General features: G+C 72.3%; 10 protein-coding genes. 5 read left to right on the forward strand and 5 right to left on the reverse strand.

All coding sequences use genetic code 11. From position 1 onward, the window contains the following. Positions 1 to 11: 11 nt before the first annotated feature. The gene (locus tag ACFVJX_RS04165; protein ID WP_384124165.1) at positions 12 to 1,595 is read left to right on the forward strand and encodes a GAF domain-containing protein; all 1,584 of its coding nucleotides are present in this window, start codon (positions 12 to 14) and stop codon (positions 1,593 to 1,595) included. Here ACFVJX_RS04165 and ACFVJX_RS04170 read toward each other — a convergent pair. Beyond that, positions 1,573 to 2,004, reverse strand: a complete 432-nt coding sequence (locus tag ACFVJX_RS04170) for an Lrp/AsnC family transcriptional regulator (RefSeq protein WP_384124163.1) — start codon at positions 2,002 to 2,004, stop codon at positions 1,573 to 1,575. The genes ACFVJX_RS04165 and ACFVJX_RS04170 overlap by 23 nt on opposite strands. A 112-nt stretch (positions 2,005 to 2,116) precedes the next feature. On the opposite strand from ACFVJX_RS04170, the gene ACFVJX_RS04175 reads away from it, so the two are divergent. Continuing rightward, the gene (locus ACFVJX_RS04175) at positions 2,117 to 3,322 is read left to right on the forward strand and encodes an MFS transporter (RefSeq protein WP_384124161.1); all 1,206 of its coding nucleotides are present in this window, start codon (positions 2,117 to 2,119) and stop codon (positions 3,320 to 3,322) included. Between the two features lie 67 nt (positions 3,323 to 3,389). Here ACFVJX_RS04175 and ACFVJX_RS04180 read toward each other — a convergent pair whose 3' ends face one another. Together ACFVJX_RS04180 and ACFVJX_RS04185 are read right to left on the reverse strand one after the other, a co-directional pair. Next, positions 3,390 to 5,195, reverse strand: coding sequence for a ThuA domain-containing protein (locus ACFVJX_RS04180; RefSeq protein WP_384124159.1), 1,806 nt, complete (start codon positions 5,193 to 5,195; stop codon positions 3,390 to 3,392). A 3-nt stretch (positions 5,196 to 5,198) separates the two neighbouring features. After that, positions 5,199 to 7,664, reverse strand: a complete 2,466-nt coding sequence (locus tag ACFVJX_RS04185; RefSeq protein ID WP_384124158.1) for a PQQ-dependent sugar dehydrogenase — start codon at positions 7,662 to 7,664, stop codon at positions 5,199 to 5,201. A 286-nt stretch (positions 7,665 to 7,950) separates the two neighbouring features. Between ACFVJX_RS04185 and ACFVJX_RS04190 the strand changes: the two genes are divergently transcribed. The 3 genes from ACFVJX_RS04190 to ACFVJX_RS04200 are packed head-to-tail and all read left to right on the forward strand — an operon-like array spanning position 7,951 to position 11,639. Then, entirely contained in the window at positions 7,951 to 9,408 is a 1,458-nt protein-coding gene (locus ACFVJX_RS04190) for an acyl-CoA synthetase (protein WP_384124156.1), read from the forward strand. Beyond that, the gene (locus ACFVJX_RS04195) at positions 9,401 to 10,792 is read left to right on the forward strand and encodes a carboxyl transferase domain-containing protein (RefSeq protein WP_384124154.1); all 1,392 of its coding nucleotides are present in this window, start codon (positions 9,401 to 9,403) and stop codon (positions 10,790 to 10,792) included. Before ACFVJX_RS04190 ends, ACFVJX_RS04195 begins: the two co-directional genes overlap by 8 nt. A gap of 49 nt (positions 10,793 to 10,841) precedes the next feature. Beyond that, positions 10,842 to 11,639 (forward strand): VOC family protein, encoded by a 798-nt coding sequence (locus ACFVJX_RS04200; protein WP_384124152.1) that lies wholly within the window; start codon positions 10,842 to 10,844, stop codon positions 11,637 to 11,639. A gap of 18 nt (positions 11,640 to 11,657) precedes the next feature. On the opposite strand, the gene ACFVJX_RS04205 is transcribed toward ACFVJX_RS04200, so the two are convergent. After that, positions 11,658 to 12,929: an MFS transporter gene (locus ACFVJX_RS04205; RefSeq protein ID WP_384124151.1), complete on the reverse strand. Its 1,272-nt coding sequence runs from the start codon at positions 12,927 to 12,929 to the stop codon at positions 11,658 to 11,660. A 49-nt stretch (positions 12,930 to 12,978) separates the two neighbouring features. After that, a complete protein-coding gene (locus ACFVJX_RS04210) occupies positions 12,979 to 13,884 on the reverse strand; it encodes a Gfo/Idh/MocA family protein (RefSeq protein ID WP_384124149.1) in 906 nt (301 codons plus the stop codon). Position 13,885: the final 1 nt, after the last annotated feature.

The raw sequence follows: 13,885 nt of genomic DNA on the forward strand, positions 1-13,885 counted from the left end.
TCGTACGGCGGATGACGGACGAACCTGACGACGCGGCACCCAGCAGGCGAATCCCGCAGACACCGCGGCTGCCGATGCTCCTGGAGGCGGTACTGAGCGTCGGCACGGATCTCGAACTCCGGGCGACCCTCCAGCAGATCATCGACACCGCCACCGCCCTCACCGAGGCCCGCTACGGGGCGCTGGGAGTGCTGGACCCGGTGCGCGGCACCATCAGTGAGCTGTTCGTCTCCGGGGTGAGCGAGGCCGAGCGGGAGGCCGTCGGCGACTTCCCGGACGCCCACTCGGGCATGCTGGCCGCGCTCATCGAGGAGGCGCAGCCGCTGCGCTCCGACGACCTGACGACCGACCCCCGCTCCACCGGGATGCCGGCCGGCCACCCGCCGATGCGCTCCTTCCTCGGCACCGCGATCCGGGTGCACGAAAGGATCTTCGGGAACATCTACCTCACCGAGAAGAGCACCGCGCACTTCACCGAAACCGACGCGGCGCTCCTGCGGGTCCTCGCCTCGCAGGCGGGGATCGCGATCGGCAACGCCCGGCTGTACGAGACGGCCCGGCAGCGGGAACGCTGGATCGAGGGCGCGGCCGCGGTCACCAACACCCTGCTGACCGGGGAGAACGCCGCCGACGCCCTGATGACGGTGGCCGAAAGGGCCAGGATCCTCAGCAACGCGTCGGCCGGGGTGATCCTCCAGCCGAACGAGGAGGGCGGCATGGAGATCGTGGCCGCGTCCACGCTCGACGACCCGGCAGGCCTGGTGGGCACCACCATCGCGCCCGATGCCCCCGTCCTGGTCCAGCTGCTGGGCGGTGAGCCGGTCTTCCTGGAGGACTCGGCGACCGATCCCCGGATGACGACCCACGTACGGTCCCGGTTCGGTCCCAGCATGATGCTGCCGTTGCAGAGCGGCGGCCGGCTCATCGGCACGCTCGCCCTGCCGCGGCGGCGCGGCGACCGCCCGTACACGGCGGTGGACCGGCTACTGGCCTCGCAGTTCGCCTCGCAGGCCGCACTCGCTCTGGTCCTGGCGGACGCCCAGCACGACCGCGAGCAGCTCGCGGTGTACGAGGACCGGGACAGGATCGCCCGCGATCTGCACGATCTCGTCGTCCAGCGGCTGTTCGCCACCGAGATGATGCTGGAGTCGACCCGCCGCCGGGCCGGTGCCGGGGAGACCGACGAGCTGCTCGGCAGGGCCGTCGACGAGCTGGACTCCACGATCCAGGAGGTGCGGACGACGATCTTCACTCTCCAGCAGCCGCCCGCCGAGGCCCCGGCGACGTTCCGGGGCCAGGTGCTGCGGGAGACCCGGGGTGCGGCGGCTGTGCTCGGTTTCCAGCCGTCGGTGCACTTCACCGGTGCGGTGGACGCGCTGGTGCGGGAGCCGGTGGGCGGGCAGCTGCTGGCCGCCCTGCGCGGGGCGCTGGCAGCCGCGCACCGAAGGAGCGGGGTGTCGGCGATCGAGGTGGAGATCGATGTGACGGCCGTGCTGCCCGACGGCCGGCCCGCGGTCCGGCTGAGGGTCGGCGACGACGGGCAGGAGCCGGACGGGTCCCGCCCGCCCGCCGTCAGCTGGCAGGCGCCGCTCTGAGCGCGACCCGGGTGCTGGAGTGGGCGACGCCCGCCTCCCGCTTGAGTCTGCGCAGCAGTGCGTCCAGTGACGCGGTGTCGGCGGCGGTGGCGCGTACGAGGTAGTCGTGCCCGCCGGTCACGTGCACCACCTCGGTGATTCCGGGCAGGGTCAGCACCGCCCGCTCGAAGACCTCGTTGGTGGTGTCCATCCGCAGGGTCACGTCGATGAAGACGACGAGACCGGTCCGGGTGTCGGCGGCGGGGTCGACGATCACGGTGAAGCCGCGGATGACGCCGTCCCGGCGCAGCCGTCGCACCCGGTCGGCCGCCGCGTTGGCGCTGAGCCCGACCCGTTCTCCCAGATCGCGGTACGAGATCCGTGCGTCCTCCTGGAGAACGCCGAGGATTTCCCTGTCCAGACGGTCCATACCGCGATTGTCTCAGCTTCCCGACATTTACGACTTCGGAGGCTTCGTTCCCGTCCCCTCGGATGGAGCAGGCGGACGGGCCCGAGGGTGCTTTCCGATCTTGACTGGCAGGGTGGAAACAGCCGTCAAGCAGTCACCCGCTCCGGCGGCCTCCGGCGCCGCCTACCGCAACCTCATCATGGCCACGATCGGCTTCGCGCTCACCTTCTGGGCGTGGAATCTGATCGCGCCCATGTCCGGCGACTACAAGGAGCGGCTCGGGCTGAGTTCGTTCCAGCAGTCGCTGCTGGTCGCGGTGCCGGTGCTGGTCGGCTCGCTGGGCCGTATCCCGGTGGGCGCGCTCACCGACAAGTTCGGTGCGCGGCTGATGTTCCCGCTGGTCTCGGCACTCACCGTGGTGCCGGTGCTGCTGCTGATCCCGGCGAAGGACTCCTACGGCGCGATGCTGGCGGTGGGCTTCCTGCTGGGCCTGGGCGGTACGACGTTCGCGATCGGCGTCCCGCTGGTCAACTCGTGGTTCCCGCCCGCCGAACGGGGCCTCGCCCTCGGTGTCTTCGGCATGGGCATGGGGGGTGTGGCGCTGTCCGGCTACTTCACCCCGAGGATCGCCGACCACGGTGACAACCTGCCGTTCCTCGTGGTCGCCGGGGCGCTCGTGGTGTACGCGGCGCTGGCCGCGGTGCTGGTCGACGACCGGCCCGGCCGGCAGGTGCCGACGGACACGCCGGCCCATCGGCTGGGGGCCGCGGGGCGGCTCCGGGTCACCTGGGAGTTGTCGGCACTGTACGCGATCGGCTTCGGCGGCATCGTGGCGTTCGGCGTCTATCTGCCGACGTACCTGAAGACCTGGTACGACCTCTCGCCGACCGACGCCGGAACGAAGGCGGCCGGTTTCGCGCTGGTCACGGTCGTCTTCCGGCCGATCGGCGGCTGGCTGTCGGACCGGATGCACCCGGCGCTGGTCTCCTCGGTCGCGCTCGGGGTGGCCGCCCTGATGGCGATCGTGCAGGCCTTCGACCCGAAGCTGATGCCCGGCGGCACGATCGCGCTGCTGATCATGGCGGCCGGTCTCGGTACCGCGAGCGGCGGTGTGTTCGCCCTGGTCTCGCAGGTGACGCCGCAGGCGAAGGTGGGCAGCGTCACCGGGATCGTCGGCGCGATGGGCGGCCTCGGTGGTTTCGTGCCGCCGCTGGTGATGGGCGCGATCTACAGCTCGAAGGGCTCGTACTCGATCGGTTTCATGCTGCTGTCCGACCTGGCCCTGGCGGGCTGTGTGTACGCGTACGGGCGGATGCGGAACATCCGGCGGGACGCCTGAGGCGGCTCCCGGGACCGCAGGAGCGGCAGCGTCCCCGCCGGGGCGCTGCCGCTCGTCGCGGGCCCGCTCAGTGTGCGGCGCGAGCGGCCGTGCGCTGCTGCTCGAAGGTCTGCGCCCAGTGGGCCGTCCGGTCGAGGTAGGCCGTCTCGGCGGCCGCGCCCGTCCTTCCGTACGCGCCCTCGTACGTCCGGTAGCCGTGTCCGGCGGGCGGACTGCTCGACGCGGGCTCGATCGGGCTGCCCTCGTGCCACTCGTTGAAGGAGGTGACGGAGACCCAGCTGGGTGATCCGCCGATGGCCGGGTCGAGGGCGTTGCTCCATTCCAGGTCGTAGGCGGCGCCGTCGTCACGGCCCAGGGTGGGTGTGGTGTTGCCGGGCACGGCCCGGTCGTCGATGTATCCGGGAGCCACGGAGGGCGCCCAGACCAGTCCGTTGGCCTTCGCGTACTCCCCCGCCTGCTTCCAGCCGGGGGCGGTGGCACCGGCGATGCCGTCGTAGGTGTAGATCCCGCCGAAGTGCGCGACCTTGGTGGTGTCGGTGGTCTGGGCGAGGACGACGGCGCTGTCCCGCACCGCGTCCAGGGCCGACCAGTCCTGGATCCTCAGGCTCTCGAAGACGTAGAACGCCGGGCGGTCCCCGTGCTCGGCGTCCCGGTAGTAGGCGGGGTGGCTGCCGTAGCGGGCCTCCAGGTAGCCGATGTCGTCGACCACGGACGCCGCGGTCCTGCCGCTGTAGGGCTCGATGTGCCAGGCGACCTCGATCCCGTGCCTGGCGGCGGCGTCCAGGACCTGTCCGGCGATGGAGTCCTCGTAACCGCCCTGCCCCCACCAGCTGTAGACGATGACGCCCGCACCCGACTGCTCGATCCACTTCATGTGCTGCTCGACGGCCCCGGCGATGTCACCGGAGTCGTACGGGCCGAGCTTCGGGTAGAGGTCCGCGCCGATGTCGTCCGGCGGGGTGTGGCCGCCCTGCTCCCAGTGGCGCCAGCTGCCGTTCGTCTCCGGGGTGCCGTACCACGGGTAGTAGAAGAGGTGCACGTTCGAGGAGCCCTTCTCCTCCACGGGGCCGTCACCCGGGTCCGTGGCGCCGGAACCGCAGTCGGCCTGCACCGCGCCGGCCGCGTACTGGATTCCGCCCAGCAGCAGTTGGCGGAAGTCCGGGTCGCTGTACGACTCGATGGTGTGGCCGAGGCCGGTGTAGAAGGACCGCCCCTGCTGCTGCGGGTGGCACCACGTGATCGGGTGGTCGTCGCCCATCTCGCCGCCGGAGTAGCTCGATTCGTCGAGGCTCTGGAGCACATGGACGTCGTCGCGGGGATCGGTGCGGTAGTTGTACCACTCGTCGGTGCGGGTCCACTCGTCCTCCAGGTGCGCGGTGGCCGGGTGGGTGTGGTCCTCGGTGACGACCTTCGCCTCCTGGATCGCCGGGTGGCTCTTGAACCAGGCGCCGACGAGGTGTTCGTACGCCGGCCAGTCGTACTCCGTGTCGGCGGCCGCGTGGACACCGACGAATCCGCCGCCGCCGTCGACGAACGCCGTGAGCGCGTCCTGCTGCGCGGTGTCCAGGACGTCACCCGTGGTGCTGAGGAAGACCACCGCCGCGTACCCGGCGAGGTTCTCCGGGGTGAAGGCGGCCGCGTCCTCGGTGGCAGTGACGTCGAAGCCGTCGGCAGCGCCCAGTTCCTGGATCGCCGTGATCCCGGCCGGGATGGAGTCGTGCCGGAATCCGGCGGTCTTCGAGAAGACCAGCACGTCGTACGGATCGGCGGCCGCGGCGGCACCCGCCGGGGCGGGGGCCAGCAGCGCGGCCCCGAGTGCCAGGGCGGCGGCGCAGGCGATGTGGCGTAGGCGCGAGGCCAGTTGGCGTCTCATGTGTCACTCACCCGCCGTCTCGAAGGTGAAGGAGTCGATGTCGAACAGATTCCCCTGGCCCGTGGGGCCCTTGAAGACGAGGAAGAGTCCGGTGGAGCCCGCAGGTGCGTTGCTCACGTCCGCCGTGACGTCGGTGAAGGTCTCCCAGTCACCGGTGGGCGCGACGGTAAGGGTGGAGAGCAGCGCGCCGGTGACGGAACCCGCCCGTACCTCGATCGTGCCGCCGGGTCCCGCGGACGAGACCCGGGCCGAGATAGCGGTGGCGTTGTCCAGGGCGTACGGATCGAAGGAGATCCAGTCGCCGTCGTCGGTGAAGCCGACGGTGGCGCCGCCCTCGGCCGCGCCGTGCTGGGCGGCCTCGACGCCGGACTGGGCCGCGAAGTGCTCGGCCTGCCGGTGGCGGGGCTGGAGGATGCTGTCGCTGTGGGTGGTCAGTCCGCCGGTGTCGGTGTACTCGGCGTCGAAGACCCCGTAGATGTTGGCGGCACTGTCGTGCTCACCGTCCACGGGGACGTCGATGGTGCCGGAGCAGCCGTCCTTCGAGGTGATCTGGTGACGGTGGCTGTCGTGGCCGAGCAGATAGGTGACCTTGACCTTCGAGCAGTCGACCGTGCCGTCCTCCGGGTCGGTGACGGTGACGGTGAAGGGCACGGAGTCGCCGAAGGAGAAGAGTTCGCCGTCGGCGGGTGTGCTCAGGGTGACCGTGGGGGCGGTGTTGCCTGCCGTGACGACGAGGCTGGCGGTGCCGGTGAGCCCCTCGGGGTCGGTGACCGTCAGGGTCGGACCGAAGGTGCCCGCGGTGGTGTAGGTGTGGTGCGGGTCGGCCTCGGTGGAGGTGGCGCCGTCACCGAAGTCCCAGGAGTAGGTCAGCTCCCCGCCCTCGGGGTCCGCACTGCCGTCCGCCGAGAAGGCGACGTCGAGCGGGGTGGGTCCGGAGGTGCGGTCGGCCGCGGCCTTGGCGACCGGGGAGCGGTTGCTGCCCGCGAGGTACTCGACGCGGTACAGCGCCTGGTTGCCTGAGCCGGTGCCGTAGTCCAGGACGTACAGCGCGCCGTCCGGGCCGAACGCCGAGTCCATGACCTGCGTTCCGGTCCACGGGAAGGTCTCGATCGTCCCGGGCGAGCCGTCGTCCCGCACCTCGACCGGTTTGATCCACTGACGGCCGTACTCGCCGGCGAAGAAGCGTTCGTCGAGCGATGCCGGGAACTTCACGGCCGAGTCGAGGTCCGCGTCGTAGTGGTAGACGGGTCCGGCCATCGGCGATTCGGAGCCGCCGCCGAATTCGGGCGGGGAGCCCGCGTCTCCGGCGTAGCGGATCCAGGCGGGCTGCGCTGCGGGGAGCGTCGCCAGGCCGGTGTTGCGGAAGGAGCCGTTGGCCGGGCCGGAGGCGCAGTCGTACTTCGCGCCGGAGGGGCCGCTCGGGAAGGCGTAGGAGTTGTACGTCTCCGAGGCGGTGTTGGTGCCCGTGCAGTAGGGCCAGCCGAAGTTGCCGGGGCCGGTGACGCGGTCGAACTCCACCTGGCCGCTGGGGCCCCGGCCGGGGTCGGTGGTGCCGGCGTCGGGGCCGTAGTCGCCGATGTAGACGGTGCCGGTCGGCTTGTCGACGGACATCCGGAACGGGTTGCGGAAGCCCATGGCGTAGATCTCGGGCCGGGTCCGGTCGGTGCGGGGGGCGAAGAGGTTGCCGTCCGGAACGGTGTATCCGCCGTCCGCCGTCGGCTTGATCCGCAGCAGCTTGCCGCGCAGGTCGTTGGTGTTCCCGGAGGAGCGCTGGGCGTCGAACTGCGGGTTGCGCTCGGTGCGTTCGTCGATCGGCGCGTAGCCGTCCGATTCGAACGGGTTGGTGTCGTCGCCGGTGGTCAGATAGAGGTTCCCGGCCGCGTCGAAGTCGATGTCACCGCCGACGTGGCAGCACTGGCCGCGGTCGTTGGGGACTTCGAGCACGACCTTCTCACTGGCCGTGTCCAGCGTCCCGTCGGCCTTCAGGGTGAACCGGGAGAGGTTGAGGTGGCCCTTCCACGGCTCGAAGTCGGCGGCGGAGCCGGTCACCGGGGCGTCCCCGGCCGGGGTGTCCAGGGTGGGTGAGTAATAGAGGTACAGGTAGCGGTTGTCGGCGAAGCCGGGGTCGGCCGCGACTCCCTGGAGCCCCTCCTCGTCGTGCGTGTAGACACTGAGCTTGGCCGCGGTCCTCGTCGTCCCGGAGGCGTCGGTGAGGCGGACCGTGCCGTCGCGGGCGGTGTGGACGACGGACCGGTCCGGCAGGACCGCGAGGGACATCGCCTCGCCCAGTTCGTCCGGCCCGAGGGCCAGTTGGACCTGCTGGTAGTCGGCGGCGGGGATGTCGGCGGCAGCATGGGCCGCGGCGGGGGCCGCGGGTGCGGCCGCGGCGGAGCCTGCGGCGAGGCCGCCGGCGGCGAGCAGGGTGAGTGCGGTGACGAGTCCGGACCACCGTGGTGGGGACAGGGCCATGAACGCTTTCCTTCCTGACGGTGCGTGGGGTGTGTCAGGCAAGGCGCTGTCGCGCATTGCGACGTGCGTGTGCTGCCGGGTGAGCGGCGATGCGGCCAGGTTCTTTCTTCACCGCCGCGCCAAGATGCTCCGCCGGAGTGAACTTTTTGCATGCTGGCAACGCAAAATTAATATGTCAAGGTCGTATCCAAATCCCCTCCGGATGTCCCGTACAGCCATCTGTGCGCCGGGTCACGAGATGTCCCCGGAGCCGGAAGCGCTTCACCGCTCTAGGGTTCACAGGGTGATGCCACTCTTGCCTGCACTCCAGGACGCGACCGGACCGACCGCCGCCCGCGAAGCCGTCCGGTTCGGTGAACACTCCCTGGCCTACGCACAGTTGGCCGCCGCTGCCGATGCGCTCGCGGCCCGCGTCGCCGGTGCCGGACGGATCGCGGTCTGGGCCTCCCCGACCCCGGAGACCGTCGTCGCCGTGGTCGCCGCGCTACGGGCGGGGGTGCCCGCCGTGCCGCTCAACCCGAAGACCGGCGAGCGGGAACTGGCCCATATCGTCGCCGACAGCGCCCCATCGGCGGTGCTGGCCGCCGCCGGTGACCTGCTGCCGCCCGCACTGGCCGGGCTGGAACGGGTGGACGTGTCCTTGACGGCCCCGGCCCCCACCGCGGCCGAATTCCCCGAGCCCTCCCCCGAGTCCCCCGCCCTGGTCGTGTACACCTCCGGCACCACCGGCCCGCCCAAGGGGGCCGTCCTGCCGCGCCGGGCGATCGCCGCCACGCTCGACGCGCTGGAGGACGCCTGGCAGTGGACCGGCGACGACGTGCTCGTCCACGCACTGCCGCTGTTCCATGTGCACGGACTGATCCTCGGGATCCTCGGCCCGCTGCGGCGGGGCGGCTCGGTGCGCCATCTCGGCCGGTTCTCCACCGAGGGCGTGGCCCGGGAGCTGGAGTCGGGCGGCACGATGCTGTTCGGTGTGCCGACGATGTACCACCGGATCGCGGAAGCGCTTGCCGATTCCTCGGCGTCTGGCCCGCTCGCGAAGGCACTCGCGGGCGCCCGGCTGCTGGTCTCCGGTTCGGCCGCGCTGCCGGTCCACGACCACGAGCGGATCGCTGCGGCGACCGGCCGCCGGGTCATCGAGCGGTACGGGATGACGGAGACGCTCATGAACACGGGCGTGCGCGCCGACGGCGAACCCCGCCCGGGCACCGTCGGCGCCCCGCTGCGCGGCGTCGAGCTCCGTCTCGTCGAGGAGGACGGCAGCGCCCTCGCCGACCCGGAGTCCATCGGCGAGATCCAGGTGCGCGGCCCGAACCTGTTCACCGGCTACCTCAACCGGCCCGACGCGACGGCCGCCGCGCTCACCGCCGACGGCTGGTTCCGCACGGGCGACATGGCCACCCTCGACCCCGACGGGTACGTACGGATCGTCGGCCGCAGGGCCACCGACCTGATCAAGAGCGGCGGCTACAAGATCGGCGCCGGCGAGATCGAGAACGCGCTCCTGGACCACCCCGGTGTCCGCGAGGCCGCCGTCACCGGCGAACCCGACCCGGACCTGGGTGAGCGGATCGTCGCCTGGGTGGTGCCGGCCGATCCCGCCGCCCCGCCCACGGCCGACGAACTCGCCGGCCATGTCGCCGCCCAGCTCTCCCCGCACAAGCGACCGCGCACGGTCCGCTACCTGGAGGCGCTGCCGCGCAACGACCTGGGCAAGATCATGAAGCGGTCGCTCCATGGCTGAGCGGCTGACGGCCCGTGAGGCGATCGCCGCCGTCACCGCCGACTTCACCGAATCCACCGCGCCGCGCGAGGACACCACGGCAGACGGCCCGCTCGGCTGGGCGGGATACGCGGACTCCCGGGCGCGGGCCACCGAGCGGACCGGCGAACGCGAATCCGTCGTCCACGGCCTCGCCACTGTCGGGGGCCACCCCTGCGTCCTGGTCTCGTTCGAGTTCGGCTTCCTCGGCGGCTCGCTCGGGCAGCGCACCGGGGACCGGCTGGAGGCGGCGTACGAGGAGGCGGCGACCCGGCGCCTCCCCCTCGTCTCGCTGATCGCGACGGGCGGCAGCCGGATGCAGGAGGGCATGATCGCGCTCACCCAGCTGCACCGGGTGGCCGCCGCATCGGCCCGGCTGCGCGCCGCCGGTCCGGCGCAGCTCGCGGTCCTGCGCGACCCGACGACCGGTGGCGGCTGGGCGACCCTGGGCGCGGGCGCCGATGTGATCCTGGCGCTGCCGGGGGCGCAGGTCGGGTTCGCCGGTTCCCGGGTGCGGCCGCCCGGCGCGGACCCCACCGCGTACTGCGCCGAGGGCCAGTTGGCGGCCGGCCAGATCGACGCGATCGTTCCGCCGGAGGAGCTGGCCGCCACGCTGGGCCACTGGCTGGGGGCACTCGCCCACCGGGACACCGTGCCCGCGCCGGCCCCGGTCCCGGCCGCCCTCCTGCCGACCGGGCTGCCCCGGACCGGCTGGGACGCGGTGCTCCGGGCCCGGTCCGCGGACCGGCCGCGCGCCGAGGCGTATCTGAAGGCCTACTTCGGCATACGGCTCCCGGTCCACGGGGACCGCTGCGGGGGCACGGACCCCGGGCTGCTCTGCGGGTTCGGGCTGCACGAGGGGCGGCCCGTCGCGTACGTCGCCCAGTGCGGCACCCCGACCCGCCCGGCCGGCTACCGGGCCGCTGCCCGGGTGATCGCACTGGCCGACCGGCTCGGCGTCCCCGTCCTCACCCTGATCGACACCCCGGGCGCGGCCAACGACGCCGCGGCGGAGCGGGCCGGTGCCGGCGCGGCCATCGCCGAGGCCTTCGCGGCGATCGCCGCGGCCCGGGTTCCCGTCACCACCCTGGTGATCGGCGAGGGCGGTTCGGGCGGGGCGCTGGCCCTGGCCGCCCCCGGCAACACGCACGTCACCGCCGACAGCTACTTCTCGGTCATCGCCCCGGAGCTCGCGGCGGCGATCCTGAAGCGCTCCCCCGGCCAGGTGCGGGCCACGGCGGACCAGCTGCGGCTGCGCCCGCAGGATCTGGTGGACCTGGGCGTCGCCCGCTCCGTCGTACGGCGAGGCTCGCCGGACGGCGGGGCGGACTCGGCGCGCACGGGCAGCAATGGGTCGATAGCGTAATAAGAGGGGCGGAACACAGAGGACACCGATTGAAGGAAGAGGCCAGGTCATGGCCGCAGAATCAGAGGGCACCCCGTGCTGGGCCGACGCGACGTTCGGTGACATCGAGGGTGCGAAGCGCTTCTACGGTGAGCTGCTGGGCTGGAGCTACGGCGACTCGCTGCCCGAGTTCGGCAACTACACCCAGGCCTCCGTGGACGGCAAGGCGGTCGCCGCGCTGATGCCTCCCGTTCCCGGCCAGGACGTTCCGGCCGCCTGGACCCTGTACCTCGCCTCGCCGGACGCGGCGGCCACCGCGGCGAAGATCCGCGAGAACGGCGGCGAGGTCCTGGTGGAGCCCATGCGGGTCGGGGAGTTCGGGACGATGGTGCTGGCCCGTGACCCGGGCGGGGCCGCCTTCGGGGTGTGGCAGGCGGGCAGCCACGAGGGCTTCGGCGCGCGCACGGTGCCGGGTGCCTACAACTGGGCCGAGATCTTCACCCGGGAGCCGGCGAAGGCGGACGCGTTCTTCCCCGCTGTCTTCGGGTACGGGGTGAAGCGCCTGGAGGACGACGCGATCGACTTCACGCTCTACGACCTGGGTGCGGACCCGGTGCTCGGCCGGATGAAGATGACGGAGGACTTCCCGCCGGAGGTGCCGCCGTATCTGAACGTGTACTTCACCGTCGCGGACTGTGACGCGGCCGTGGAGAAGGCGAAGGCGCTCGGGGCGCAGCTCCGGTTCGGCCCGCTGACCATCCCGTTCGGCCGGTTCGCGGCACTGACCGACCCGCAGGGCGCACCGTTCTCACTGATCGACAACACGACGACCGGTGGTGCGATGCCGAAGCTCACGGACGCCTCCTGACCGGTTGCCCGCCCTCCCTCACGCCTCGGGTTCGCGGGCGTCGTAGCGCGCGAACCGGGGCCAGCGCAGCGCGAGCAGCGCCACGGCGACCACGCACGCGATGCCGCCGCCGGTCACGGCCACCCCGGGTGAGACCAGGTCGGAGACCGATCCGGCCACGAAGTCGCCGAGCCGTGGGCCGCCCGCCACGACGACGATGAACACGCCCTGGAGCCGTCCGCGCATCTCGTCCGGCACGGCGGCCTGGAGCATGGTGTTGCGGAAGACCATCGAGGTGGTGTCGGCCGCCCCGGCGAGCGCCAGGAAGATCAGCCCGAGCCAGAGCTGCCGGGTCAGCCCGAAGACGGCGATGGCGGTGCCCCAGCTCGCGACCGCGAAAAGCACGGCGAGCCCGTGCCGCCTGATCCGCCCCAGCCAGCCGGAGAACACCCCGCCCAGCAGCGCCCCCAGCGCCGGGGCTGCGACCAGCAGCCCGGTGGTCTTGGCGTCGCCCCCGTACCAGACCACGGCGACGACGGGGAAGAGCGCCCGGGGGTGGGCCAGCACCATGGCGCACATGTCGGTGAAGAAGGTCATCCGCAGGTTGGGCCGGGTGCCCAGGAAGCGCAGCCCGTCCATGACGGAGGCGCGCTTGCCGCTCGCGGCCGAGCTCTCGCTCCGGTCCGGCAGCATCGAGGGCAGCCGCCACATTGCGTACAGGGAGGCGGTGAAGGTGACGGCGTCCACGCCGTAGGCGGCCCGGTAGCCCCACCAGCCGACGATGAGCCCGCCGAGCATCGGGCCGACGAGTGTGCCCGTGGTGCTGGTCATGGAGTTCAGCGCGTTGGCGGCCGGCAGCTGCTCGGCGGGCAGCAGCCGGGCGATCATCGAGCTGCGGGCCGGTGAGTTGAGCGCGAAGCAGACGGCCTGGAGTGCGACCACCCCGTACAGCAGCCCCACCCGTTCGACCCCGGCGACGGTGATCGCCACCAGCCCGACGGAGAGCACGAACGACCCGAAGGCGCTGGCCAGTCCCAGCTTGCGCCGGTCGAGGGTGTCGGCGATGGCACCGCCGTACAGCCCGAAGACGACCAGGGGCACGAGCGAACAGAACCCGATCAGCCCGACGGAGAAGGCGGAGCCGGTGAGGTCGTACACCTGGAGCGAGACGGCCAGTGCCGTCATCCCCTGCCCGACCCACGAGACCGTGTTCCCGAACCAGAGCCGCCGGTAGTCGGGGGAGGTCCGCAGCGGGGTCAGGTCGGCGAATATTCGGGTGCGGGGTACATCGGGTTCGGTCGTTTCGGTCACAGCGGATGGTAGCGAGAGGGCGGGCGGGCCCGTTCGGGGGCCCGGCTGATCAGGCCTTTCCCACCTGGTCGAGCAGTTCCTGGAGCCGCAGGCCACGGGCCGCGTCGATGCCGGTCCCGGTCCCGGTGCGGACGGCGGTGGCGAATTCGCGCCGGAGCACGGGCCAGCACTCCTCGTGGTCGATGTCCGCCGTGTCGTAGACGAGTTCCTCGTCGGGGCCGAAGAGCTCGACGCGGGTGCGGCCGCGGGGCAGGCTGACGCTGCCGGAGAGCGAGGCCTGGCTGACAGCGCCGTTCTCGTGCTCGCAGGTCAGCTCGATCCAGCGGCGCGGGTCGCCGGTGCCGCGTACCGAGACGATCGGGGCGACGGCGCTGTCCAGCAGGTCCAGCAGGTGGGGGCCGAGGTCGAGCAGCGCACCGTGCTCCAGCCGCCAGCCGGTCGCGAACTCGCCGCCGAGGAAGGCGCCGTGCAGATAGCAGGACCGGGCCCCGATGATCCGGCGGGTGGCCGCCTCGGCCAGGAAGGCCCGGGTGACCGGGTGGTAGCGCTTGGTGAGGACGAGCTGCGAGACGACTCCGTGTTCGGCGACGGCGTCCGCGACGGCACGCGCCGCGGCGAGGTCTTCGCCCAGGGGCTTCTCCAGCAGCAGCGCACGCCCGGCGGCGGCCGCCCGTACGGCCAGCCCGGCCTGGACGGCGGGCGGCACGGCGAAGGCGACCGCCTCGCAGTGGTCGAGAAGCTCGTCGAACGAACCGGCGGCCAGGGCGCCGTGCGCCTGGGCGAGCTCGGCGGCCGCCTCCGGCCGCCGGGCCCAGACCGCGGTCAGCGTGGTCTCGGGACCGGCGGCCAGCATCCGGGCGTGCATGGCACGGGCCCAGGGGCCGGCCCCGACCAGCCCGACGCGGACCGGCGGCTGCGGGCGTTCGTCCCCTGCCGGGGCTACGAGGTGGGACATG

Source organism: Streptomyces sp. NPDC127177 (genome assembly GCF_042672475.1).
Classification (GTDB): domain Bacteria; phylum Actinomycetota; class Actinomycetes; order Streptomycetales; family Streptomycetaceae; genus Streptomyces.